The sequence below is a fragment of the Parashewanella curva genome, from assembly GCF_003675895.1.
GTDB classification, from domain to species: Bacteria; Pseudomonadota; Gammaproteobacteria; order Enterobacterales; family Shewanellaceae; genus Parashewanella; species Parashewanella curva.
The window spans coordinates 1-26,764 of the sequence record NZ_ML014808.1 but is presented as its reverse complement, the minus strand read 5'-3'; the positions used below and the strand labels follow the sequence as shown (position 1 = coordinate 26,764).

General features: G+C 40.1%; 22 protein-coding genes. 16 read left to right on the top strand and 6 right to left on the bottom strand.

All coding sequences use genetic code 11. From position 1 onward, the window contains the following. From D5018_RS15955 to purF, 6 genes are all read left to right on the top strand, one after another. On the top strand, positions 1–939 hold a 939-nt coding region (locus tag D5018_RS15955), incomplete at its 5' end, for a FimV/HubP family polar landmark protein (protein WP_279386888.1). Positions 940–1,035: 96 nt separating this feature from the next. Further along, positions 1,036–1,821, top strand: a complete 786-nt coding sequence (gene truA, locus D5018_RS15950; RefSeq protein WP_121839995.1) for a tRNA pseudouridine(38-40) synthase TruA — start codon at positions 1,036–1,038, stop codon at positions 1,819–1,821. Between the two features lie 2 nt (positions 1,822–1,823). After that, complete coding sequence (gene folC, locus D5018_RS15945; RefSeq protein ID WP_121839993.1) at positions 1,824–3,101, top strand: bifunctional tetrahydrofolate synthase/dihydrofolate synthase; 1,278 nt, start codon at positions 1,824–1,826, stop codon at positions 3,099–3,101. Between the two features lie 3 nt (positions 3,102–3,104). Further along, positions 3,105–3,713: an SPOR domain-containing protein gene (locus D5018_RS15940; protein ID WP_121839992.1), complete on the top strand. Its 609-nt coding sequence runs from the start codon at positions 3,105–3,107 to the stop codon at positions 3,711–3,713. Positions 3,714–3,827: 114 nt separating this feature from the next. Beyond that, complete coding sequence (locus tag D5018_RS15935) at positions 3,828–4,313, top strand: CvpA family protein (protein ID WP_121839991.1); 486 nt, start codon at positions 3,828–3,830, stop codon at positions 4,311–4,313. A gap of 141 nt (positions 4,314–4,454) precedes the next feature. Continuing rightward, complete coding sequence (gene purF / locus D5018_RS15930; protein WP_121839990.1) at positions 4,455–5,969, top strand: amidophosphoribosyltransferase; 1,515 nt, start codon at positions 4,455–4,457, stop codon at positions 5,967–5,969. Between the two features lie 551 nt (positions 5,970–6,520). On the opposite strand, the gene D5018_RS15925 is transcribed toward purF, so the two are convergent. Beyond that, positions 6,521–7,114 (bottom strand): hypothetical protein, encoded by a 594-nt coding sequence (locus D5018_RS15925; protein ID WP_121839989.1) that lies wholly within the window; start codon positions 7,112–7,114, stop codon positions 6,521–6,523. A 173-nt stretch (positions 7,115–7,287) separates the two neighbouring features. Here D5018_RS15925 and D5018_RS22035 point away from each other — a divergent pair, with 173 nt between their 5' ends. The 3 genes from D5018_RS22035 (at position 7,288) to D5018_RS21740 (ending at position 8,357) form a co-directional block, all read left to right on the top strand. Further along, complete coding sequence (locus D5018_RS22035; RefSeq protein ID WP_207819335.1) at positions 7,288–7,464, top strand: transposase; 177 nt, start codon at positions 7,288–7,290, stop codon at positions 7,462–7,464. A 238-nt stretch (positions 7,465–7,702) separates the two neighbouring features. Beyond that, positions 7,703–8,041 carry a transposase gene (locus D5018_RS22425; RefSeq protein ID WP_207819337.1) on the top strand — a complete coding sequence of 113 codons (339 nt, stop codon included), beginning with the start codon at positions 7,703–7,705 and terminating at the stop codon, positions 8,039–8,041. A gap of 160 nt (positions 8,042–8,201) precedes the next feature. Beyond that, positions 8,202–8,357 carry a hypothetical protein gene (locus D5018_RS21740; protein ID WP_165905084.1) on the top strand — a complete coding sequence of 52 codons (156 nt, stop codon included), beginning with the start codon at positions 8,202–8,204 and terminating at the stop codon, positions 8,355–8,357. Between the two features lie 74 nt (positions 8,358–8,431). On the opposite strand, the gene ppsR is transcribed toward D5018_RS21740, so the two are convergent. Next, a complete protein-coding gene (gene ppsR, locus D5018_RS15915) occupies positions 8,432–9,244 on the bottom strand; it encodes a posphoenolpyruvate synthetase regulatory kinase/phosphorylase PpsR (protein ID WP_121839988.1) in 813 nt (270 codons plus the stop codon). Positions 9,245–9,535: 291 nt separating this feature from the next. Between ppsR and ppsA the strand changes: the two genes are divergently transcribed. After that, on the top strand, positions 9,536–11,905 hold the full coding sequence (ppsA, locus tag D5018_RS15910) for a phosphoenolpyruvate synthase (RefSeq protein ID WP_121839987.1): 2,370 nt from the start codon (positions 9,536–9,538) through the stop codon (positions 11,903–11,905). A gap of 109 nt (positions 11,906–12,014) precedes the next feature. Here the strand turns inward: ppsA and D5018_RS15905 are convergent, their stop codons facing one another. Further along, positions 12,015–15,365: a protein kinase family protein gene (locus tag D5018_RS15905; protein WP_121839986.1), complete on the bottom strand. Its 3,351-nt coding sequence runs from the start codon at positions 15,363–15,365 to the stop codon at positions 12,015–12,017. Between the two features lie 108 nt (positions 15,366–15,473). Further along, positions 15,474–19,823, bottom strand: a complete 4,350-nt coding sequence (locus D5018_RS15900) for a serine/threonine-protein kinase (RefSeq protein WP_121839985.1) — start codon at positions 19,821–19,823, stop codon at positions 15,474–15,476. 124 nt (positions 19,824–19,947) lie between these two features. On the opposite strand from D5018_RS15900, the gene D5018_RS15895 reads away from it, so the two are divergent. The 6 genes from D5018_RS15895 to D5018_RS15870 all read left to right on the top strand — a co-directional run bounded on the left by D5018_RS15895 (position 19,948) and on the right by D5018_RS15870 (position 25,035). Then, positions 19,948–20,514 (top strand): pyridoxamine 5'-phosphate oxidase family protein, encoded by a 567-nt coding sequence (locus D5018_RS15895; RefSeq protein ID WP_121839984.1) that lies wholly within the window; start codon positions 19,948–19,950, stop codon positions 20,512–20,514. Between the two features lie 463 nt (positions 20,515–20,977). Then, positions 20,978–21,133: a periplasmic nitrate reductase, NapE protein gene (gene napE / locus D5018_RS15890; RefSeq protein ID WP_121839983.1), complete on the top strand. Its 156-nt coding sequence runs from the start codon at positions 20,978–20,980 to the stop codon at positions 21,131–21,133. Positions 21,134–21,178: 45 nt separating this feature from the next. After that, positions 21,179–21,436 carry a chaperone NapD gene (locus tag D5018_RS15885; protein WP_121839982.1) on the top strand — a complete coding sequence of 86 codons (258 nt, stop codon included), beginning with the start codon at positions 21,179–21,181 and terminating at the stop codon, positions 21,434–21,436. 2 nt (positions 21,437–21,438) lie between these two features. Next, on the top strand, positions 21,439–23,928 hold the full coding sequence (gene napA / locus D5018_RS15880) for a nitrate reductase catalytic subunit NapA (RefSeq protein WP_121839994.1): 2,490 nt from the start codon (positions 21,439–21,441) through the stop codon (positions 23,926–23,928). Between the two features lie 10 nt (positions 23,929–23,938). After that, on the top strand, positions 23,939–24,439 hold the full coding sequence (locus D5018_RS15875; protein WP_121839981.1) for a nitrate reductase cytochrome c-type subunit: 501 nt from the start codon (positions 23,939–23,941) through the stop codon (positions 24,437–24,439). Between the two features lie 8 nt (positions 24,440–24,447). Beyond that, complete coding sequence (locus D5018_RS15870) at positions 24,448–25,035, top strand: cytochrome c3 family protein (RefSeq protein WP_121839980.1); 588 nt, start codon at positions 24,448–24,450, stop codon at positions 25,033–25,035. Positions 25,036–25,136: 101 nt separating this feature from the next. Here D5018_RS15870 and D5018_RS15865 read toward each other — a convergent pair whose 3' ends face one another. Beyond that, entirely contained in the window at positions 25,137–26,090 is a 954-nt protein-coding gene (locus D5018_RS15865) for a hypothetical protein (protein ID WP_121839979.1), read from the bottom strand. 136 nt (positions 26,091–26,226) lie between these two features. Further along, positions 26,227–26,764 (bottom strand): transposase (locus tag D5018_RS15860; protein ID WP_165905083.1); only part of this gene is annotated, 538 nt, incomplete at its 5' end.

Genomic DNA, 26,764 nt, shown 5'->3' with positions numbered 1-26,764 from the left:
CCAGAGCCAGAGCCAGAGCCAGAGCCAGAGCCAGAGCCAGAGCCAGAGCCAGAGCCAGAGCCAGAGCCAGAGCCAGAGCCAGAGCCAGAGCCAGAGCCAGAGCCAGAGCCAGAGCCAGAGCCAGAGCTAGAGCCAGAGCCAGAGCCAGAGCCAGAGCCAGAGCCAGTAGAGATAGAACCGGCTCCACAGTCGCATAATATTGGTGAGGCGGCCGCAGAAGAACTTACAGAAGAGTTTGGTGAAACATTAGATGAGTTGACTCAGATGGTATCAGATACCTCATCTGTTGAGCCTAAAAACCAACAAGTACAAGCATCTGAGTTACCGGAAGCAGAACCTGTTGATGATTTAGACTCCTTAATGTCAGAGTTTGGTGTTTCTCCTACAACAGGAAGCGAATCAAGCTTTGAAGCTGATTTAGTACCGGCCCCTTTAAATGAAGTTGAGTTAGAACCAGAGGCCACAGTTGAAGCGGATTTTGAATTACCAGCCGATATAGAACCATCATTTGAAGGTGATCAAATGACAGTAGATGAAGCTCTTGCCGCTTTAGATGGTGATAGCGAAATCTCTATAGAAACATCTGCTTCATCAGAGCCTACGGGTATTGCTGACAGTGCCTTATCAGAATTTCAGCAAGAGAATGGTTTCATTGATATCGAAAAATTGCTTAATGAAGCTGATGAACAAGCCAGTGAAGTTGAGCCGTATAAAGATATTGATTTAGGTTTTGACCAAGGAATGGACGATCTGATGGAAGATAAATCAATGGTAGATGTAGATGATGCTGAAAATGCGATCAATGCCAAACTTGATCTTGCTCGAGCGTATATCGAAATAGAAGATAAAGACAGTGCCAAAGCTTTGCTGCAAGAAGTTCAAACTGAGGGTAACCAACGCCAGCAGAGTGAAGCACAAGAGTTAATAGATAACTTGTAATCTTGATTTTATTACCTGAAAACGGCAATACTCATGTATTGCCGTTTTTTTTGGTATAAAATGCCCGGCAATATTGAAGATTTATCATGGAAAATTATGCGAATAGCACTAGGTGTAGAGTACGATGGTAGTGCTTACTTTGGATGGCAAAGGCAAAAAGAAGTCGATTCGGTTCAGGCTCAGCTTGAAAAGGCTTTATCATTCATTGCCAATGAAACCATTGAATTACAGTGTGCAGGACGCACAGATGCTGGAGTGCATGGGACAGGGCAGGTTGTTCATTTTGATACGAATGCAGAGCGTCCGTTAAAAGCATGGAGCATGGGCGTTAATGCTAACTTACCAGATAACATTGCTGTACGCTGGGCTAAAGAAGTTGATGAGGACTTTCACGCTCGCTTTTCAGCCACAGCAAGGCGTTATCGGTACATTATCTATAACCATAAGCTACGCCCAGGAATTTTACGTCATGGTGTCAGCCACTATCATGGCGATATTGATGAAAAAAAGATGCATCAAGCGGCGCAGGCATTGCTAGGTGAGCAAGACTTTACCAGCTTTAGAGCCATTCAGTGCCAATCAAATACGCCATTTCGTAATGTCCATCATGTTAGAGTAACTCGTCAGGGTAACTATGTCATTGTTGATATTGCAGCAAATGCATTTTTACACCACATGGTTCGAAATATTGTAGGATCTCTCATTGAGATAGGGTTAGGTAATCAGCCGTTGGATTGGATGGCGACTCTTCTTGCACTTAAAGATCGAAACCAAGCAGCACCTACAGCCAAAGCGGGAGGGTTATACCTTATTGATGTTACGTACCCAGAATCAATAGGCTTGCCAAAACCGACACTTGGTCCACTTTTTTTAGCAGATTGAACATGACAGATATTACGCAGTCCTCACCCTTATCAGAGTGGTTAGACTATATTTTGGCTCAACATCCAGTTGAAATAGATATGGGGTTAACTCGAATAACTCAAGTAGCTCAAAAACTGGACGTCTTAACTTTTCCGAATGCAAAAGTGATTACAGTTGCTGGAACAAATGGCAAAGGAAGCACCTGTGCCATGCTTGAAAGTATCTTGTTAAAAGCAGGATATTCAGTGGGAGTATATTGTTCTCCTCACTTACTTCGGTTTAATGAGCGTATTCGATTTAATCGTGAATTTGTTTCTGACGAAGAATTATTAGCGGCTTTTCAACAAATTGAAATAGCAAAAGAAAAGGTAAGTCTTTCTTTCTTTGAATATACAACCTTAGCAGGGTTATTAGTATTCAAAATCCGAGGCCCGGATATTGTGATTTTGGAAGTTGGTCTAGGTGGGCGATTAGATGCGACAAACATTATCGATGCCGATATTGCTGCAATTACAACGATTGACTTGGATCATCAAGAGTACTTAGGTGATACTCGTGAATCTGTTGGTTTAGAGAAGATTGGCGTGTGTCGTCCTAATAAATTAGCCGTTGTCGGTGAGCCTGATGTACCTGAAAAAGTAAAACAAAGACTGTTTGAACAGCGGGTAAATGCTCGTTTTGTTGGTGGTGATTTTTCTTATCAAGCTAAAAAAAATGCTTGGGATTTTTTGGGTGAATCTCAAATTAACGACATTCCACTACCGCAATTACCGTTACCTAATGCTGCAACATGCGTAGCCATTATTGAGCAAGCATTTCCAAATATTGATCATGTAGTGATAAAGCAAGGGATCTCCAGTGCAAGAGTAGCAGGGCGATTAGAGCAGGTGATGGATAAACCTATTGTGCTGTTAGATGTTGGTCATAATCCTCAAGCCGCTCGTTACTTATCTGATCGCTTAAAGCAATATCAAAAGCGAAGAATACATGCAATTTGCGGAATGCTTCGTGATAAGGACACCTGTGCCGTCATTAAAGAGCTTGATGCTAGAATTCAGCAGTGGAACTTCATTCCTTTACCAACTGAGCGCTCTGCAAGTGCAAACGAGTTGCTGAATTGTGTCTCACAGCCGGAAAAAGCAATGGTGTTTTCGAATATGGCAGATGCTTGGCAGACAATATCTCAACAAGCGTGTGATGAAGATGTGGTAATTGTGTTTGGCTCATTTTACACTGTAGCTGAGTTTTACAAATTAAATCTTGATGGACGTTTTAGCTCCCTAACGAAACAAGGATAAATCGTGTCGAATCAATTTCAGAATCGTTTAGTTGGTACCATAGTAGTTGTCGCATTAGGAGTTATCTTTTTGCCAGATATGCTCGATGGTAAAGATAAAAGGCAAGAAGAAAACTTTTCTGAAATTCCTTTAAGACCGGAATTCAGTGGGGATTTGCAACAACCATTAGTGGTTGATGTCCAACCTAACTATAATCCTGATATTGAGTCAGCATCTGCATCATCGAATGAACAGGTTAATGATTCTAAGAATACTGAAAGTTTGGAATCGAATACAGAGCAGCCTCAACCAAAGCAAGACAATCAGGCAAAGGTAAAGTCACAACCATCTGTGCCTGATATCCAACAACCCACTCTTACAAACTCAGTGGCTTATACGATTCAACTTGGTAGTTTTAACAACGCTAAAAATGCCAATGCCTTAGTTCAGCGATTACGAAAACAAGGATTTAGGGCATACAGTGTTCCAAAGGTGCCGAAGAATAAACAGTTAACTCGAGTTTATGTTGGACCGGACATCTCAAAAACAAAATTAGCGCAAACACAGCAAAAGCTGCATGAGTTTACTCAGATGAAAGGTCGGATCGTAAATTATGACCCAATTAGTCAGTAAATAAATTCAGTTATTTAATATTCATACAATTAATTTGTATTCACAGGGGTGAGAAATTGTTGCAGTTTTGCTAAGATCTTGCCGTTAGATGAATCTCTTCAGGACTATATTTCAATGCTTTGGATCGATTACGCCATTATTGGCATTATCGGATTATCGACCATAATTAGCCTTATTCGAGGCTTCGCTAAGGAAGCCATGTCGCTGGTGGTTTGGTTTGCAGCTTTTTTCATTGCCAGCCAATTTTATCAAGACCTCGCTGTTTTTTTAACTCAACTACAAGATAAGCTTCTTCGAAATGGTGTCGCAATCGCCATTCTCTTTATCACAACTCTAATTCTCGGTGCGTTACTCAATTACGTTCTCGGGCAACTTGTGTCTAAAACTGGACTCAGTGGGACAGATAGAGTGCTCGGAGTTTGCTTTGGTGCTATTCGAGGGGCATTAGTGGTGAGTGCGATACTATTTTTTCTCGATGCGTTCACAGGAGCTCCCAATTCGGAGTGGTGGAAGGCGTCAAAATTAATTCCAGAATTCGGTGTTGTGATCCAATGGTTTTTTAACTACTTGGAAACAACGTCAAGCTTTGTACCCAAATAATAATGAAATACCTTTACTCAATGTCTCTGGATGAAAATGGCTTGAGTAACATAATGCTTCAGACAATGCGCTTACCTTGTGGCTTGTGTATTGCTGAAGCTTTGTTGTATTAGAATATCTTAAAAATGAGGAATATTACCCATGTGTGGTATTGTCGGAATTGTTGGTCAGTCAGCGGTAAACCAAACCATCTATGATGCATTGACTGTTTTGCAGCATAGAGGTCAAGATGCGGCAGGCATTGTAACTGTTGATCAAGGATCTTTTAGGTTACGTAAGGCTAACGGTTTAGTTAAGGATGTTTTTGAAACTAAGCATATGCAACGCCTGCAAGGTAATGCAGGTATTGGCCATGTGCGCTACCCAACGGCGGGTAGCTCCAGTGCTTCTGAAGCTCAACCTTTCTATGTAAACTCGCCATTTGGTATTTCTCTTGCTCATAACGGCAATTTGATAAACACCAAAGAGCTGTTAGAACGTTTAGCCTTAAAGCGTCGTCACATTAACACTACTTCTGATTCGGAGATATTACTCAATCTGTTAGCTGATGAGTTACAGCATGTGAGTGGTTTGTCATTGACTCCTGATGAAGTATTTAGTGCTATCCGTCAAGTTCATCGTCAAGTGAATGGTGCGTATGCAACCGTTGCTATGATCATTGGACAAGGGCTAGTGGCATTTCGTGATCCTTACGGTATTCGCCCTCTAGTGCTTGGTAAAAATGAAACTGAACATGGTACCGAATATATGGTTGCTTCTGAAACCGTAGCGTTAGATGCAGTTGGCTTTAAAGTGGTCCGTGACGTTGAGCCGGGTGAAGCTATCTATGTTGATTTAGAGGGTAATCTGCATAGTCGACAGTGTTCTGATGAGCCTAAACGTATTCCTTGTATCTTTGAATTTGTTTATTTTGCACGCCCTGACTCCACCATTGATAAAGCCTCTGTTTATTCAAGCCGCATCAATATGGGCACTAAGTTGGCTGAAAAAATTAAAGCTGAATGGGAAGATCAAGACATTGATGTGGTGATCCCAATTCCTGAAACTTCATGTGATATCGCGGTAGAAATTTCTAATCACTTAGGTCTGCCTTATCGCCAAGGCTTTGTGAAAAACCGATACATTGGTCGTACTTTTATTATGCCGGGTCAGCAAGAGCGCAAAAAATCAGTACGACGCAAATTGAATGCGATCAGCGCAGAATTTAAAGGCAAAAATGTATTGTTAGTTGATGATTCTATTGTTCGTGGAACGACTTCTGAGCAGATCATTGAAATGGCACGGGAAGCAGGTGCAAAGAAAGTGTATTTTGCTTCAGCCGCACCAGAAATTCGTTTCCCTAATGTTTACGGTATCGATATGCCAAGTTCAAGTGAGTTAATTGCTTACGGCCGTGATGTTCAAGAGATTGCAAAAATGATTGGTGCTGATGGAATGATCTTCCAGAATTTAGGGGATTTAGTTGAAGCTGTCAAAATGGAAAACCCGGATATTCAAGAGTTTGAAACTTCTGTTTTTGACGGTCACTATGTAACTCCAGGTGTAGATCAAACTTATTTAGATCACCTAACTAAGCTACGCAGTGATGATGCGAAAGCGAATCGCAACAATGACCTTGGAACAAACTTGGAATTGCATAACGTTTGTCATCCATAGAGTTCAAAAGACGTAGGTAAAAAGGCCAGATCTGGTCTGGCTTTTTTACTGTTGACCAGTTGTAACTAAACTCGCACTATGTGGGCTTTGATACGCTTCGCTCGACATACAAAACTGTCGTTCCACACCCTAATAGGGCTTTGGTCAGCGTTGATTCTTCTTTGTTGTGAAAGCTTAAATTAGCCAGCTAGTTCTGCACTTTCACGCCGCGAATAATGCAACGCTGAATAAGCCCTAAAAGTTGCATCTTCAAGTATCACGAGTATATATGAGCTCGAAGAGATTCCATTCTAGGGCTTCCTTTAGGTAACACGACAAAAAATCTGCACTTACGAATATCCTTTCTTGATCTAATTCTCATTACATCAGCAGTACGGTATATAGCACCGTTTTCACGCTCGTGAGTTCTATAGTAGTATCCCCAAACCGCGTTCCCTTTGGTTTAATTTGATAAAAGCAAAATCTATATGCGACAAAATTGCTTCTGAATCTCCCAGATCACAATACAGAAGACTTGCAGAGGTTTCTAGTTTGTTTAAAACTTGGGTGCCTTAGTTGAACCGTTGATATCTGCTATTGATTCTAGAATTTAGTAGTCTATTGGATATACATGTTGGCATGCTGCAAATTAACTCTGCAGCGACAGTACAAGCTTTTGCTAGTCCTCTTTTATTTTTATTCGCTAAAGGGGGGCATTGTGCATATACACCTTTTTGCAATGCAGGATGGCTAACTCTCCATATTTTCGAACGTAACACTGTTCCTTTGTTCAGTGCTGAGGTAAATTCATCCGATAATGTTTGTTCTGTTTTATTTGCTAATGGTAAGTAGCCGGAGCCTTGAGTTCTCAAACAAGCACTCTTGGTATCTACCTTAACGGCAACTTGGAATTTAGTATCTCTTAAAAAGCAGCCTATATTATTTTGCTCTGGCGCTATGCTGACATTAAAATTCATTTTTCTGCCATCAGAGAATTCAACAGAAAGCTTATTCACATTGCAATCTAGGAATTGTTCACAGTCGACCTCATTTATAGTGCAGGCAATTCCTTTCGGTACACAAATACCACAATTTTTCCCAAAAGTAATTATGCGTATTTCAGGTGAATTCGATAACGAAGAAATGAGGGGGCTAACAGCACTCATGCAGATGCCTTTATTGAGCAAATAAGTTCTCACATAATACGAGAGGTAACGTAAATATATAATTAACAATCGATTAATCATTGTTTATTTCATAGGGGTTACTAGAGTTCCCAATTAAACTAGAACCACCATAGTTCTTTGATTTATGGTTGTAAGGGATTTTTACTTTCGCTATGAAACGTCAAATACTCGGAGATGACCAGTGGGAACGAGTCAAAGATTTATTGTCAGGGAAAGATTCAGATTGTGGTGTTACGGCTCAAGATAACCGTGAGTTCTTAGAAGCGGTACTTTGGATTGCAAGAACAGGTTCACCTTGGCGTGACTTACCAGATGAATTTGGGCATTGACATCAAGTTTATAACCGCTTCAATAGATGGTGCCATAAGAATATCTGGTCAGCAATTTTTGCTGAACTTTTAAAGGATATGGATCTTGAATATTTGATGATGGATGGTTCGATAGTCAAAGTACATCAGCATGGTTCCCCCCAAAAAACAACCAAGAATTAGAGGCAGTAGGGCACTCAAGAGGTGGGCTAACAACAAAAATTCACGCTGCTGTCGATGGACTTGGTAACCCGATAAGATTCATTGTAACCGCAGGCAACATTTCAGAGTTTTCTCAAGCTACTGCGTTGATGAAGGCTTTAAGCCTGAACATGTTTTATCTGACAGAGGATATGACTCAGATGAAATTGTAAGCTTTATCGAAAATAATTTAGAAGCTGAAGCTGTTATCCCACCGAGAAAAAATAGGAAGGTTTTGAGGGATTATGACCGAGAAATCTACAAAGAAAGAAACTTAATGGAAAGGTTGTTTCTCAAGCTTAAACATTTCAGAAGGATAGCGACCAGATATGAAAGGCTCAAATGCACGTTTTGCGGAATGCTTCAACTGGTCGTAAGTATATCATGTTTAGCTTAATTGGGAAGGCACTCTAGAGAAGGAGGATCTAGATATTTTAATCAAAAAATGGGGCGAACTAGAGACTTGGCAGTATTTAGATAGAATAAAGGATTCAGACCTCAAAGAAGAATATGATGAAGCTGTTCACGTGTTGACATAGCTTAAACGTGAAAAAGAATTGAAAAAAATAGAGCAAGAAATGGGGGCAATATTTGACTCAGAATACATTCTGGTTGATAAAAATGATGCCCCCATTGTTGAACAAGAGCAAGGGCTGGCTGTGGTAAAAGCTCATGATACTCATGAAACTAATGAGCTGAAAGATAAGGTGTAAAAAAATCAATGTGCAGAAGGAAAATTCTGCAATGAGCAAAGGTTGAATATATGCTATTGCAGAACTCTCTGAGGTTAAAACATATGTCTTTCTAACCCTGTAATATCAAGGATTTTGGCTGAAATTTCTTCAACTGAATGATTGGTAGTACTTATAAAAGGTATGCGTTCCTTCTTATAAAGCATTTCGACTTCTTTTACTTCAATTCGGCACTGTCTTAAAGATGAGTATCTACTGTTTTGCATCCGACCTTGTCTAATTTCATGTAAGCGCATTGGGTCGATTGTTAAGCCAAATAGCTTCTTTTTGTTACGCTTCAAGGCTTCAGGGAGCTTGAGGTTATCCATGTCATCTTCAACAAAAGGGTAGTTGGCGGCTTTGATACCGAATTGCATTGACAGGTAAAGGCTCGATGGTGTTTTGCCACAACGAGAAACACCTAAAAGGATAATGTCGGCTTCATCCATGTGCTTCATTGTTTGACCATCATCATTATCAAGAGAAAAGTTGATGGCTTGGATTCGGTTTTCATAAGCGCCATTGGTTTTCCCATGGGTTCTGTGTACTTTAGGTGCCGCCTTTATCCCTAATTGTTCTTCAAGTGGCGCAACAAAGGTATTTAAGAAATCATAATTCGCTCCCTCGGACGCTGTAATAATATCTCGGATTTCTTGTTTTACGATGGAATGGAAGACTAAAGGCTGTACGCCTGTTGTAATAAAACTATCATTTATTTGTTTAGTAACCTCTTCTGCTTTTTTTATCGTTTCCACAAAAGGAATTGTAACTTGTTCAAATTCAATGGGGAATTGTGACAGTACCGCATGCCCAAATACCTCTGCAGTGATTGCTGTTCCGTCTGAAATAAAGAATACCTTTGGTACCATAACTACCTCTTGTGGTAATAAAATTACAAATGAAATTATACGTTTACGACTCTTATGTCGGAGTGTAAAATGCCGTTGCGATTCTGTGAAGAGCTAGATACTTATTCTGATAGAAGTTTTACTTTAACCACCTGTAAATACTTAGTTTGTTTTTGAGTGTTTCAAGATGAACTTAGTGTAAAGGTTTTTAACCGTATAAAGCACCCTTTGAGTGGGTGAAAACCAAGTTGAAAGTGTTACAGTTTAAAACTCTTATCAGAATCAGTATTTCACACACACGGAGATAGAACTGTGCAACAATATGTACTCTGGTATCAAGAATTAGGCATGGGCGACGTCAACACTGTTGGCGGTAAAAATGCATCTCTTGGCGAGATGATCAGCAACTTATCTAATGCTGGTGTTCAGGTTCCTGGAGGCTTTGCAACTACTTCACATGCGTTTAATGAATTTCTTGAACAAAGTGGAGTTAATCAGAAGATTTATGAAATCTTAGATACATTGGATGTAGATGATGTTAATCAACTTGCTAAAGTTGGCGCACAGATCAGACAATGGGTAATCGAAACCCCATTTCAACCAGAATTAGAGCAAGCTATTCGTGAAGCTTATGACAAGCTATCATCTGAAACTCAAGACGCTTCATTCGCTGTTCGTTCATCAGCAACGGCTGAAGATATGCCAGACGCTTCTTTTGCTGGTCAGCAAGAAACCTTCTTAAACGTTAAAGGCTATGATTCTGTTCTTGTGGCTATCAAGCACGTATTTGCTTCTTTATTTAACGATCGCGCAATTTCTTATCGTGTTCACCAAGGTTATGACCACCGTGGTGTAGCACTTTCTGCTGGTATTCAGCGTATGGTGCGTTCAGATAAAGCGGCTTCAGGTGTTATGTTCACCATGGATACTGAGTCAGGAAACAACGACGTTGTATTCATTACCTCTTCATTTGGTTTAGGTGAAATGGTGGTGCAAGGCGCAGTAAACCCTGACGAGTTCTATGTTCACAAACCAACGCTTACAGCAGGTCACAAAGCCGTTGTTCGTCGCAACATTGGCAGTAAGCTAATTCAAATGGTTTACTCTGACGACTCTAGTCATGGTAAACAAGTTAAGATTGAAGATGTAGCGGCTGAAAATCGTCGTCAATTCTCAGTTTCTGATGAAGAAGTCATGGAGCTTGCTAAGCAAGCGATGATCATTGAAAAACACTACGGTCGTCCTATGGACATCGAGTGGGCGAAAGACGGTAACGATGGCAAGCTTTACATTGTTCAAGCACGTCCAGAAACTGTTCGTAGCCGTGAAGATGTACAATTAATTGAACGTTACCACCTAAAAACTCGCGGTGAGCTATTAAGCGAAGGCCGTGCGATTGGACATAAGATTGGTACTGGTGTTGCTAAAGTGCTTAAGTCGCTTGATGAAATGGATCAAATCCAAGAAGGCGATGTATTAGTTACAGACATGACTGACCCAGATTGGGAGCCAATCATGAAGCGTGCAAGCGCAATTGTAACAAACCGTGGTGGCCGTACTTGTCACGCAGCGATTATTGCTCGTGAGCTAGGTGTTCCAGCGGTTGTAGGTTGTGGTGATGTGACTGACATCGTTAAGACAGGTCAAGAAGTTACCGTTTCTTGTGCCGAAGGTGATTCTGGTTATATCTACCAAGGTCAACAAGAGTTTGAAGTGGTAACTAACCGTGTTGATACTCTGCCTGAACTTCCAATGAAAATTATGATGAACGTGGGTAACCCAGATCGTGCATTTGATTTTGCTCGCTTGCCACACGAAGGTGTTGGTCTAGCGCGTCTGGAGTTCATCATCAACCGTATGATTGGTATTCACCCTAAAGCATTGCTTGAGTTTGATAAACAAGATGCTGAACTACAGCAAGAAATCCATGAGATGATTGCGGGTTACGAATCACCTGTTGAATATTATGTTGCTCGCTTAGTTGAAGGTATCGCAACTATCGGTGCGGCATTCCATCCTAAGAAGGTGATTGTTCGTATGTCTGACTTTAAGTCAAACGAATACGCAAACCTTGTTGGTGGCGAGCATTATGAGCCAGAAGAAGAAAACCCAATGTTGGGCTTCCGTGGTGCGAGTCGTTATATTTCTGAATCATTCCGCGATTGTTTTGCACTTGAGTGTGAAGCTATCAAGCGTGTTCGTAACGAGATGGGTCTTAAGAATGTAGAAATCATGATCCCATTCGTTCGTACTCTTGATGAAGCGGCACAAGTCATTGAGCTACTTAAAGAGCAAGGCTTAGAGCGCGGTAAAGATGGATTACGTGTCATTATGATGTGTGAGCTACCATCAAACGCACTATTAGCGGAACAGTTCTTAGAGTACTTTGATGGCTTCTCTATCGGCTCAAACGACTTAACTCAGCTGTCATTAGGTCTAGACCGTGATTCAGGTATTATCAGCCACTTGTTTGATGAGCGTGACCCTGCGGTTAAGAAACTTCTAGCAATGGCAATTCAGGCAGCTAAGAAGAAGGGCGCTTATGTTGGTATCTGTGGTCAAGGACCATCAGATCACCCTGACTTTGCAGCATGGTTGGTAGAACAAGGCATTGACACTGTATCTCTGAACCCAGATACCGTGATTGATACTTGGTTATACCTAGCTGAAAACCACGCTTAAGCTTCTAAAAGCTAGTTTTAGGGCGATATATCGTTGAGCAGAATAGTTTTGGCAAGGCAGTTGACCTTGCCAATCAGGGAGAGCTATTTTGATGATGTATCGCCCATTCTTATTCTAAAAACTCTCTGTCATCTACTTCCCAATCCATTATATCGACTAAAGCCTCCACCAAAGGAAATCTGACTGGATCTATTAGGAATGCTTTTACGGCTTCTTGATGTTCTGCTAGAACATATTTTTCGACGGCCGCTTCTATAATGTCACGGTTGCGTGGCGGAGAACTTGTTTCATGTAGTATTCCAAATTCAAATGCGTCACTAACATCGCCTTTAGCTCGTTGTTTGGCATATCCTGGATCAACTTTTGAGTCAAATGAGCTGGGGACTTTTTCGATTCTATTAAAATCAATGCTCACACTTTCTAATATTGTCAATAATAAGGCATAGTTGTCCGCCATTTGCAGTCCCTGACGATCTGCCTCTGTTTTTGACACTATTATTCCTTGTGTGAAATGGCTAGGGGTACCTGTTGCTTCTTCCAGTGGAAAACTTTTTTTGTGACTCTGCTCAGGATCACCTGTAACAGGTGCCCAACATAAGGTACTTAAGTCAATCTGATGGAGTTGAGGTCTATGATGTCGAACTCGCATTTGAGAGTCCGCATATTCTGCATACAAAATATTATCTGGCTTAATATCTCGATAAAAATATCCAAGTTGATGGGACGTAGCAATATCTGCGCATAGCTGCTGAAAACAATGGACATTAACCTTAGTAGGTTGCGAGTTTTTAGGTTTAGTGACTGCGGTTAGGCTAAGCCCACCTCTAGCTGCTATTAATGTACTGTATGGAACAATCGTTCCATCTGGTACGTGAGTGATGTATTGTCCTTGCAACCCTGGTGAGATAGTCGGTAACTCTCTATGCATTTTTTTTGCATCACCAATTAATGCTCCAAGAATTCTTTGGTTTTCCTCAACTTCCCAAGGATTGACCATTGTTGTTTGACCATTTTTTGATATTTCAGTTACTTTGAATTTAATAAATGATTCATCAAAGCTTTGGGCTGTTTTAGAAGCACCTTTAAGGGTGTTTCTGGCTGGTGTTTGCTCAGTAGCACCATCAGGCTTTCGTAGTGGCGGAATTATGCTGTCTTTGGTATGCCAGTAAGCCAGCTTATGGCGAGGATTAGTCATGATGACGACAGAAGATCTTTTTTCTTCAAATTTTGCGTTTCTTCTCAATTGATATTTTCTAAAATATCTTGGGATAATATTAGCCCTTGATTTAGAGTTTGTTGAAGCCAAACTGAATGCAAGCGCTTCATAAGACTTACTTTGCAAAAGCTTAGAGGCGTTCTCTGGATCTTCGCTGAATTTTAATGTTTCCATTAAACTCGATTGGTCTATTTTTTCCCACTCTTCAATCAATAGAGGTACTTTTGGGTGAAATTCCGCAAAGGTAAACACTTCTATTCTAACTTCTACTGGCAAGTGGCTAATGGCGTCAATTAAGTCAGGGATAGGGATATTATGAAATAATGTGCGCTTATGTTGAGGACTTAGAGTGTACATCAGTTCAGAAATGCTTAACCTATTGGGGCGTGAGAGCCAATAACGTGTCTGCAATTCACTATCAAAATCAATCCAAAGATGTAATTGTTCAACTGGTATTTTTTGTGCCGTCTTTAGCCAAGTATCATTTGGCAGGTTACGAATAGTTTGAAGTTGTTGTTGGCGATCTAAACACTTAAATATTTCAAACCAAATATTTAAATGTTCACTAGAAAGAGAAGTCAGCTGTTCTTGAGTGATAGGGGGCATCTTGGAGTGCCAGAATACGCACAACTTGGTTTTGCACTCTGCAGGTAGTATAGGAAACAGTTTAAGTATTTGGGGAAGTTGTTGTTCGACAGGGGTTAGCGCTATAAAGCTAAATGTAAGTCCGTTGATTATGGATTTGTTGTTTAATTTAGTTAAAGCCTCATCTGGAAGACTATCGATAATATAATGAAAAAGATAACCCTGTAACTCAATTTCACTGTCTTGCATAAGCATAATAAGATCATTAATTAATGCATCGCTATTCTCATTTTGCATCACAGCAGGAACAAGATATTGAGTAAAAAGTAACTCTACTTGAGGTTCATCTAAAAGCGTGTGTAGTGATTTTCCGCTTAGCTGACTTAATCTCATTAACACTTTTTGCGGAGTACACTCTTCGGCAAAATAAAAAACTTCACGGTGCTGACCAAATTCATACAAGCTTTTTATTACAGGATAAGCATTTCGTAGTTGTGTATATTGTGGGTGAGTTGGCAACTGAACTTCGGTTAAACAATGGGTTGCTGGATGTTCCTCTAATTGTATCAATAAGGCAAGTTCTTCAGTTGTGAAGCAGTGATAAACCGAAGTAAGTTGCTTTTTATCGTGATTGTTTAATAAGGTGATAAATTCATTAAAGTCACCATAAGATGTTCTTTGACCGTTAATTGGAGGGCGTGTTTTTTCAGTGGGTTTCAGTTCAACCCTGTCACTATAGATTAGATGGGCACACTCTTGTATCCACCATGGTGACTGTTCGCCTTCAATCGAAACTCTTAATGATGTATCAAGATGCAAGCAGCAAACTAATACCCTAGCCACATTTTCTGGGGGTAATTGAGTAATTGTTGCCTTTTTGTTGTTTGCAGATAGATACTTTATAAGTTCCATAGCTACTGAAGGTGAGCATGAACAGAAAAGACTAAGCCTTTTTTCGGAAGTAAGATGATTTAGATGCTTGCGTACATGTATTTTTGACCGTGAGTTTAGTTTGTCCTCTGAAGCTAGGGTGAGCTTTATAAAGTAGTTTTGTAGCTCAGCGTCACTCAATTGGTTAATAAAAGGGACGCATACCATATTAGGAAAATAGGGTAAGACTTGTTCTAATTGATGGTTGTTAGTTCGGATATATGCTGAAAGTAGCCTATTTAACTGTTGATGGTTAACCTCTGAAACCATCGCGCAACAAGCATCAAAAGGAAACATTTGAAGCATCTCTAAAGCCGATAGTTTGTTGTCCTCCAACATGGACTTTAGGACTTTCATGGCTTTGGGTTTGGGCACATTTTTAATGATTTGTTTTTGATGTTCTACTGGCAAAGTTTCGAGTTGTTTTCGAACAACCGATGGTGGCATAAATGGAGCTGCCAACGCTTCAAACAAAATACTTGTCATAGGGTTTTCAGAACCAATGTATAAGGTGCAGTCAGCTCGTGAAGCGTTTTTTTTATGAAACCCTTCTAACACTATTCTATTTTCCGATACCTTTATGCAGTATTTACGGTGCTCTAGCCCTTTTTGTTTTGTTAGCTTCAACTCGATAGTTTGCTGTCGTTCAAGTCGAGAGTAATCCGTTTTTTTGATTGTTTCTAAGTTGGAACTTTCAATTGCTAGGGCTGGTGTTGTAGGTAAAGTCACTATCCAAACCTTTTTCCTTGCCTAGTGTAAAGTTTGGATGTAAATCATAGATAACTCAATGAAAATTTAAAAGAGTTTAATGTATTACGTGATAGTTATTTACGAAAACTATATTGAAAGGGATTTTGTAGTACTAAAAGCCTTTGAGTCCTCGTTTGGTAATGCTTCGTTACTATTAGCTTTTAGGGATGCATCACAGGTTGTTGAAGGTATGTCGGTTATATCAGATATAATTTCTTCAGTCTGTTGAATATTGGCTTGATAATGTTTATCTAAATCTCTGTTCCAAATCATTACTTCATCAATGGTATGGTCGAAGTCATAAAGCGTAGGGTTAGTTAAAAATAGTCTAACATCACCTTTAAACTCTTCGGCTACATAATCTTCAATCAAGTCTAGTAATACATCTATATCATCAGCAGGCGTACTATTCGGATGCAAAATTCCGAATTTTCGCATGCTTACACCATTATCGTCTGCAATGTAGAATGGGCTATCTTGTGGGTAATCGCATGGGCGAATAATCACTTTTCTTGCTTTGGCTGAAATAGTATAGAAAATAGTTAAAAACATTGCATAGTTGTCGGCAGCTCTTAAGGCCAACGCTAGTTCAGCATACTCTGTTGTACCTTTTTTCAGTTCTAGTATTTCAGAGGTCATGAATGCTTCAGTACCAGTATTAGCATCCATATCTACAATAGAGAAATGTTCGCCCTCTGGATCTGGATTAAGTAGACACATATCACTGAGATCTACTGAATAGAGTTGTGGTAGTTCATGCCTTTGTTGGCTAGTGGTGGCATGATCGGCAAATTCAGCAATCAAGATATTGTCAGGCTTTATATCTCTGAAATAGAAATCGCCTTGGTGACAAAATGATAAGTCTTCACACAATTTTTTTAAAATCAAGATATTCAATTCGTGAGGTACACCAGTTTTTCCAGCTAAATATCTTGTTAATGATGGTCCACCTCTAGCTGCAATCAGACAACCTGCCACAGGAACCAAACCTTGAAGCCCTGGTTGTATTGTACGACCTCTAAATGTTTTTTCAGGCATCATTCGCTTTAATTCATCCAACATCTGCATCATTAATTCTGAATACTCCTTACTCATAATGAACTCATAGCCCTGACTTTCGGCATGTGTCATAGTAAAGCTAATGAAGTTCTCATCCATGCTGTAAGGTGTTTTAAATCGACCTGGAGGAATTTCACTAACATCGAGTTGTGAGTCTAGTTTGGGTGACCTTAAAATAGGATAGAGTTTGAGTCTATCGTCATAATATTGAACATGGTTTTGTGTAGATTGCCCATAGTTTTCTGTAGATTGAAGTACATTTACTCTTCTTCTAGGTGCTGCTAGCTGAATATCTAGCAACCTAGTCCGAAGAGCAAAAAAGTTACGTCGAATTATTTTGGTTACACGGTTATGTCTTTTCTCTTGACCAAAGAGGAAGGCTAAACGAACAAAACTTTTTGGCGATGTTGAAGCCGTTCCTTTACTATCATCTCCGGGCATAATCCAGCTAGTTCTCAACTTATCAAGGTGTTGTATCATCTCGAAATTTTTTGTTAATTTTTGGCGTATACCATGAAACTTTATCTCATATTTAATGGGCGACTTTTGGCCTTCACTATTTCGTTTTATTTTAATCCTTTCAATAACATATTTATCTGGAGTACTCTGAATAATTAAAGACAAGTTCTCTTTAGAGCTCCTGTATAAAAAGAATAAAATAATCGAGGTTTTTCTGTGTGTAGATGCTTCAATGAGCAAGTCAGCCGCTCTTGCGGGGGGCAGAGCAGCTAAGCTTGCGCTAATTTGTTCTGCAGCGATTGATTCCAAAATGGCGGAAAACTGTTGGGGATCACAAACACGAAGATATCGGGTAAGTTTAGTTGTGCTGTTTGCAAACTGTCCATTAAAAAATAAGGTTTGTAATTCAGAACGAAAATCAACCCAGAATGGTAGCTGAGATTCAGATAACTTTTTGGCCACGGATAACCATTGACTTTCAGTTAGTAGGCGGTTGACCTTTAAGCGCTTTTTAAAGTGTAGCTGTTGAAACTGGTCGAATAATTCTTGGCTGAAATTTCCAACAAGTAATGTACACCATAGGGCTGGAGCATTTTCAGTATGGTCAAATATACACTCCACAGCTAATGGAGGTAGCCTTGTTATAAGACTTGGATGGAACAATGATAAGCTACTGGGCTTGATTTGTACTAAATATTTAAGTGCTTCTGGTGGTAACTTATTTGCTAATTCTACAAAGTAATCTTCATCCGATTTTTTTTGCCTTTGGTAGTCCTTTAGAGTTTTCATTTGCTTAAATTTATTATTTATCTTCTGTTTTTGTGTATTTCGTACTAGTGATTTTTCAGAAACCAGCACAGTAGATTCTTCGATTGACTGAGAATCATAGAAATCTTCCGCACTTCTATTTTTATCTGTGACTCTTGCTTGAACGACATATCGAGTCGATTTTAAAGCAGTATCTGCGGTTTTCACCTCGCCGCGAGGTACTGCCTCGGCTTTACTTTGAGTGTTTATTGAAGCTTCCACATTTTTTGAGGGATGTGCGATGCTTGATTCCGCGACTGTAACTGCAGAAGCTTCGGGGAAGCTTGGTTGCAAGCAAGAAGATTCAACAGTCGTAGGTAACTCTGATGGTGTTTGTAAAGTCTTCTCTGAGTCTATGGGAAGGCCGTCACTGGATATAGGGCTGCCTTGCAAGAGTAGTCTTTTGTCTATATTTTCGAGGGCGACTCGGCACAATGGGATATCTAATTCAGAGCTATCACTGTCGCCCCTCATATTGTGATATAAAAAATAAACGGCTTGTTTCACTAGAACGGGCTTAAGATAGCGAATAACTCTTGCTGTATAAGCTTGGGGTAAATAATAAAGAAACCAGCTCGCAATCCCTGTTTCTTGCCAGCCAAGCTCACTTATGGCTGTCGCTAATATTTTATGGTTATGAAATGGGCGGCATTCATTTTGGAGCCATTGAGTGATTATGGTGTTAATAAACTCTTTACCATGCTCAGAGTATATGAAATTTGCTCGTCTTAAGAACGACAAGTAAAAAATAGCTCGAAGTGCTTCTTTAAGTGTTACCAATTTAATTAGATGAAATATTTCATCATTGTTCATGTGACAAACAATTTGGCTTGCATGCCTATGATTATCGTCAAAGCTATAACGAGTAAAGTGACAGTTTGGGTAATCTTTTACCAGCAGTAGCATAGTAGATAGCATTTGAAAGTAAGCTATCTGTTCCGATGGCTGTGAATCAAGCTGAACTCCCATATTAATTAAAAATTTTGATTCTTCTTTAGATAGTACAGTAATGGCTTCCTTTAATTGTTGAGGGTCCCTTTGTTTCAATCTGATTATTAATTGATGTGTACTGTAAGTTTGTGTAGGAAATAAGTCAGATTCTAATTTGTTCGCTTTAGTTTTCACGTCATTGACTTTGTAACAACTAGATCGGTCTTCAAACTCAATAAGTTGCTCACCTGTTGACCACCAGTTTGCTCTTTCAGTGATTGCTGCTGACTTTGGGTATTTCGTAAAATAAGTAGCTGACACCAAAAAATCGGCTACTTTTCTAGGTTCAAGGTAAGAGATTAAAATACAAGCTTCGTCCAATGAGAAGCTCAATAGTAGCTGAGAGAGGCTTATTGGCGACATACAACCTATGATTATGCATAATTGCTCTTTAGGTAATCGTTTCAAAAAAGCATTGTAATTGTTGAAGTCATGACAAGGGTAAGGCCAACCACTAATTTCATCTAATTTCGGTGAAAGGATACTTATCATTTTGTCTTCATCAACTTCCAAGATAAACGTTAGTGGAGTACCGACAGGATAGTTAATAATAATTTCTAGTCTAGCGGCTTGGTGCTCAGCTGAGATTTCACAGTTTACTAATACTCTTCTTTGCACATCAGGATGTTGAGCAGCTAGTGTTCTTGCTACAACCTTGGGGGGAAGTTGTAACAAAATAGAATTATCTAGGTTGATTGTTCCTTGTGCTTGCAGTATTGAAGGGAGTATATGAAGTACTAATTCTTCTATTTTTCGTTCTGATAATGAAACGACTAACCATTTTTTCTCAGCATCTGAAATTACGCCTAATTCATGATGCAACACCTTTACAGGTAAACTAGGGTTGGTGAGGGCAGTGAGTAAAGATGGACGCATGTTTTCACTCGGATAAGTTTGTGTGCCTAACCCGCGGCTTGTATCAGATTGTAGGGCATGGAATTTAGCAATTTTTGTCAATATCAAACTATCGCCATCAAATGAAAAGCGATATTTTTGGCTAAAAAGATCCTCGCCACGTACTCTTACTACCATTGTGTGAGCGTTTTCAGGTACTGCTACAAAATCAATACCGACAATCGCTGTTCTGTCATGCGGCGTTAAAGGCGCAAGTGGATTTGACATTGAAAGAAATATTTTTTAAAACAAAGAGTAAGAATCTAGCCAAACAAGTAGTTTTTTACAAGAAAGTTTAAAACATGATTAATGGACTGCAATCAAAAGAATTCGATAAAAATAAGGATGTAAAATGGGCAAAATATTTGAGTCGATCACTACTCATCAACAAGACTTTATCTTGAAGCAAAAGATGTTTTTTGTAGCTACGGCAGCAAATGAAGGCACTGTAAACCTATCTCCTAAAGGATTAGATGCTTTTAGAATCATAAACGAACATCAAGTGGCCTGGTTAAATTTAACGGGTAGTGGCAACGAAACATCTGCTCACGTTCAGCAAAATCCAAGAATGACAATTATGTTTTGTGCTTTTGAAGGGAGCCCTTTAATTCTGCGGTTGTACGGTAAAGCAAGGGTATTGCATCAGGGAGATAGTGACTGGAAGATGTATCAAGCGCTATTTCCAACCTTTACTGGAACACGACAAGTTTTTGTATTAGATATTGATAAAACTCAATCGTCTTGTGGAATGGGAGTACCATTGTATGATTTTGTTGAGCAACGACAACAATTGGTTCAATCTCATGATAAGCAAGGAAAAGGAGGGGTGCAGGCTTATTGGAAAAAAGCCAATCAATTGAGTTTTGATGGTGATGAAACCAAGGTGTTAGAACTGTCTGGCCTCGAATGTGAATCTTAATTTTTATTAATGGTTTTCTTTATTTCAGGTTGCTCTTTCAGGCAACCTGAAAATCTCTCAAGTATGTTAAATCTGTCATTGAAAACTACTTTCATTCTTGTTTAAAAATAATCAAATTATCCCTCAAGTTAAGTGTGCTTAAAATAGGGTTTTCGCTCTATTTTTGCTGTTCAAATATTGAGGGAAATCAACTGTTTTGATTTAAATCAAAGTTTTTAACTAGTTAATTTTAAATGTAAAAATTGATCTAGATCATAAGTGCATCTGCTCAAGCATTCTTCGTTTTTATTTCTACCTGTTTATCACGTCATTAAGTTTTCATTTTGAATGATCTGGATCAACCTATTCACGAATTTAACAGCTGTAACGGGTATAGCTTCATTTTGTTGCCAGTTATTATTAGCACATCAGCTGGCAATGTTCAGTTGACACTACTTATCGACAATATCCGCAAGGAGGATACATGAGTAATGCTTCGAGCGATGAGAAGAAGGTGGAACTAAAAATGTTCGTGTTTTTAACCGTATTTTTAGCCCCACTTCTGTCAATTTTAATTGTTGGTGGATACGGCTTTTTAATATGGATGAGCCAAATTTTGATGGGACCACCCACGAGTTAATTAAAAACGACAAACTAGAAAAATAACCTTTTATTGAGTGTAAAAATGAGCAAAGAACTTCACGTAACCAGCTTGGTAGTACAAGTTAAGCCAGAACATATGTCTGACGTTCGTAAGGCCATTATGGCTGTTGAGAATGCTGAGCTGTCGGTAAACAACGAAGTTAAATTAGTGGTGGTTCTAGAGGGAGCAGGTCGCCGCGAAATTATGGATAAGATTGATGAAATTAACGCACTGGATGGCGTTATATCAACCTCCATGGTTTACCACCAAAGTGAAGTGCTCGACGAGGGCGAGATATGAAAATGAATAGACGTGAGTTTATGAAAGCGAATGCCGTAGCGGCTGCGGCTGGCGTTGCCGGTTTAGCATTACCTGCAACTGCAAGCAATCTCATAACAAGTTCAGAGCAAACCAAACTTGACTGGAACAAAGCACCATGCCGTTTTTGTGGTACTGGCTGTTCAGTTATGGTTGCCCGTAAAGACGGCAAAGTGGTTGCTACCCAAGGTGACCCAGATTGTGAAGTAAACCGCGGTTTAAACTGTGTTAAAGGTTACTTCCTTTCAAAAATCATGTACGGCAAAGACCGTTTAACCTCGCCAATGCTTCGTATGACCGATGGTAAATTCGACAAAAATGGTGAGTTTACCCCAATTTCTTGGGACAGCGCTTTCGACATCATGGCAGAAAAATGGAAAGAAACCATTAAGAAAAAAGGCCCAACTGCCGTGGGTATGTTCGGTTCTGGTCAGTGGACAGTCTGGGAAGGCTACGCGGCTGTAAAACTGATGAAAGCGGGTTTTGGTTCTAACAACATTGATCCTAACGCTCGTCACTGTATGGCGTCTGCGGTAGGTGGTTTCATGCGTACCTTTGGTATCGATGAGCCAATGGGTTGCTACAACGATATGGAAGCAGCAGATCGCTTTGTGTTGTGGGGCTCAAACATGGCAGAAATGCACCCAATTCTTTGGACTCGTGTGACAGACCGTCGCTTAAGTGCGCCACATGTTCGTATTGGTGTTCTGTCTACTTATAAGCATCGTTCTTTCGACCTTGCTGACGTGCCAATGGTGTTCACTCCACAAACTGACCTAGCAATCCTTAACTTTATTGCTAACTACATCATTCAAAACGATGCAGTGAACTGGGACTTTGTGAAGAAGCACGTTAACTTCCGTAAGGGTATGACAGATATTGGTTATGGTTTACGTCCTAACCATCCTACCCAAATGAAAGCGAAAAATGCCGACAAAGCGGGTGCATCTTCTCCAATCGATTTTGATGAATTCAAGAAGTTTGTGTCTGAATACACTGTTGAGAAAGCAGAGAAGCTTTCTGGTGTTCCAGCAGAGAAACTGATTGAAATCGCTAAATGGTATGCCGACCCTAAACTGAAAGTGACTTCTTTCTGGACTATGGGTGCTAACCAGCATACTCGTGGTGTTTGGTGTAACAACCTGCTTTATAACATCCACTTATTGACTGGTAAGATTGCAACTCCGGGTAACAGCCCATTCTCGCTAACGGGTCAACCATCAGCTTGTGGTACTGCACGTGAGGTGGGTACGTTTGCTCACCGTCTACCAGCAGACATGGTGGTTAAGAATCCTAAGCACCGTGCCATTGCAGAAAAATACTGGAAGATCCCAAGCGGTATTATTCCTGCAAAACCTGGTTTCCATGCTGTTCTTCAAAGCCGTAAGTTGAAAGATGGTGACTTGAACTGTTACTGGACTCAAGTAACCAACAACATGCAAGCAGGCCCTAACGTCAACGAAGAAATTCTTCCAGGCTGGCGTAATCCTGAAAACTTCATTGTGGTTTCAGACCCATACCCAACGGTTTCTACTCAAGCGGCTGACTTAGTGCTTCCAACAGCTATGTGGGTTGAGAAAGAAGGTGCATACGGTAACGCAGAGCGTCGTACCCAGTTCTGGCATCAAATGGTGAAAGCACCGGGAGAAGCTAAGTCTGATTTATGGCAAACCATGGAGTTCTCTAAGCGCTTCACTACTGACGAAGTATGGCCAAAAGATGTACTAGAAGCGAATCCAGAATATAAAGGTAAGACTTTATTCGACGTGCTTTATGCAAACGGTGAAGTGAACAAGTACCCATTGTCTGATATGGCAGAAGGCTATGACAATGAAGAGTCTGAAGCATTTGGTTTCTATGTTCAAAAAGGGTTGTTTGAAGAGTACGCACAGTTTGGTCGCGGTCATGCTCATGATTTAGCACCATTTGATACTTACCATGAAGTACACGGTCTACGTTGGCCGGTTGTTGATGGTAAAGAAACGCTATGGCGCTTCCGTGAAGGTTCGGATCCATATGTAACCCCGGGCAAAGGTTTTGAGTTCTACGGTAAGCCAGATGGTCGTGCAGTTATCTTCGCTCTACCTTACGAGCCACCTGCAGAATCTCCAGACGAAGAGTTCCCAATGTGGTTATGTACTGGTCGTGTACTTGAGCATTGGCATACAGGGTCTATGACTCAGCGTGTACCAGAGCTGTTTAAAGCGGTTCCAAACGCGGTTTGTTTCATGCATCCAAAAGATGCGAGAGAAAAAGGTTTGCGCCGTGGTGATGAAGTGATTGTTGAATCACGTCGTGGTCAAGTTCGTACTCGTGTTGAAACTCGTGGACGTAACAAGCCTCCTGTAGGTCTAGTGTATGTACCTTTCTTTGATGCTAGCCAATTGATCAACAAAGTAACACTAGATGCTACTGATCCACTGTCTAAGCAGACTGACTTTAAGAAATGTGCAGTTAAAGTGTACAAGGCATAAGGAGCAAGTTATGAAAACAGTTAAACAAAACGTCGTAAAAATGGCCGCACTGTTAGCATTAACTAGCTCTGCTTTTCTAGCCACTGCTGCGGATAAAGTAATCCACGAAGATGATTTTGCTACTTTGCGTGGGACAGCAATCACTAGTGAGCCAACACCACCACCGTTAAAAAACGAAGTGGATCACAAAGGTACTTTTGGTCGTGCGTTCCCGACTCAAGCGCCAGTGGTGCCTCATAAAGTGAGAAAGTATCAGGTAAACCTTAAGGTAAACCAGTGCTTAAGCTGTCATGATCGTAGTCGTATCAAAGAGTCTAAAGCACCTATGGTCAGTGTGACTCACTATATGACACGTGAAAACCACTTCTTAGCACAAGTATCGCCACGTCGTTACTTCTGTACTCAATGTCATGTTGCACAAGACGAAGCTAAGCCGTTAGTGCCAAACGTGTTTATTGATGTTGATAAGTTGCTAGAAGCGGCTGAAGCCAAGAAAAGTGCAGAGCACTAGGAGGCACTATGATGGATAAACTGAAACAGGTTTGGCGAGTACTGGCTAAACCAAGTGTTCACTATAGTTTAGGCTTTCTAACCATTGGTGGCTTTTTAGCGGGCATTATCTTCTGGGGTGGTTTTAACACTGCCCTTGAAGCAACCAATACGGAAGAGTTCTGTATTAGTTGTCATGAAATGGAAGCCAACGTGTATGAAGAATTGCAAGGTACTATTCACTTCAGTAACCGCAGTGGTGTGAGAGCAACTTGTCCAGATTGTCACGTTCCACATGAATGGACGAATAAGATTGCTCGTAAAATGCAGGCTTCTAAAGAGGTTTGGGGTAAGATCTTTGGCACCATTAATACTCGTGAAAAGTTCGAAGCGAAACGTCGAGAGCTTGCCGAGCATGAATGGGCGAGGTTAAAAGCGAACGACTCACTAGAATGTCGTAACTGCCATAACTTCGACTACATGGATTTCACTCGCCAAGCGCCAAGAGCAGCAGAAGCGCACTCAACTTCACTTGCTAGTGGTGAGAAGACTTGTATTGATTGTCATAAAGGTATTGCGCACCATTTACCAAATATGACAGGGGTTAAAGGTTACTAATTTACTCATCGTATTTAGTGATTTTAAAAAAGGTTGTCCATTGGGCAACTTTTTTCTTTTTCGGTAATTACGACGAGATGGTGGAATGGGAACTGGACGAGTTAGGTATCAGTAGAACTCCTAGTTTGATTTGGTTGCTTAAATGTTGAAAGCACTTTTGGTTCCTCTGTTGAGTCATATACATAGCCCCCTGGAATTATGTCCTTATCATTTTGGGGAGCTCTGGGGTGCTCAGCGATGCTTGGTGAGGAAACTTGGGAAGTAAGGCTAGGAATATGAGACTGATCGGTAACGGCTTGTAATGAAATGGTATTTGTATTTTTAGGCGTTACAGGGTAAGCACTTAATTGAGGTACACCGCTAGAACCAAAATGAAAATGTTGAAATTGCTGGTTATCACCTTTTTGAGTGCCAGAGAACGGGAGTGCTTTTGGGGCGGAAAACATAAAAAAAGTTTGATGGTCATGAAAAGCATTTACGCCGTGCTTTTTTGATGTTCTTAGTAAATACTCCAAAGTGCTAATTGGCTCTAACTGTCTTAAGATTAAATTCATTAAAAGATCTGCATCTTTAATGTCGTCATGAGCGAGGTCGTCTGTGAAATTATCAGCAGCAAATAATTGATGAAAAAATGCTTTCTCGCCAAAGATAGGCTTGAACACGAACTTTAAGTGGATATCTTTTTCCTTGAAATTGCATTTAATAAAAAACTCATGAATTTCAAAATTTTTCCAATGTTTTTTTCTTCCTTTTAAAAGTGCCTGATTATTGTTAACCATTTTTTCTAAGTCGTCTCTTTTATCTTCGGCGTATTTTTCTATGTCTTTTAAAATTTTTGTGAGTGGTGATTCTTTAACAAGAGTAACGCCTTCACTTACAGGTATTAAGTGAAACTCTGTATTTCCTGATGGAGTTTCACTAGCGACAACTGAAAAAAGTGGCGAATTTGTGGTGTTGGTTTGGAAAGTTATAGTCTGTGTCGAGGGGGCAATTGCCTTAGTACGAGCCAAAGGAGGATGTGGTCTTTGCTCAATCACGGGTTGGGTAGTTGCCATATTTACTCTCCAAAACATAGTGTTAAGTACACTGATACACGTTATATGTTTTGACTGTATATCTACTGAATAAGAAGATAAAAAATAGTGAGAAATGAATAAACCCAAGCTTTAATTATCAATACTGCGGACAGTTTTATGCCGCAATCACCCCGAACTCTTCTAGCTCGCTTATGACCTGAGATACTTTTTCGTTACTCGGGTCGATATCTAACTTATCAAAAATGATTTTCATCAAGTATTGATTGAACTTACGTCGTCTCCAACTTGCTATCGATATTACAGATTCAGAGTGACACCCTTTACTCATGGCATCTTCAAATTTCAGTACATTTAGTGCAGTGAATGATGCATTAATATGGGTATGTATCGCTTCCTTCTTGCGAGCTTGGCAATCCATGAGTCCAGTAAATTGTTTCGCATCTCGAAACACAAATTCAATTTGAAAACGAGCTTTGTAATAAGTAATCAAAGTCATTGCATCCAATTTGGTATCACTCGAAAACAACAATATACGTGCAACGTTACTACCTCTATTACAAATCAGCATTGCCACTTTGATTTCTCTTTCTAAGCAAACGGAATGGACAACGGCACTGTAAACCTGAATGTTTTCGTCTAACATTCCTTCATACTTAAATCGATGTAGGTCTTGCTCAAAGTCGATTTTGCCA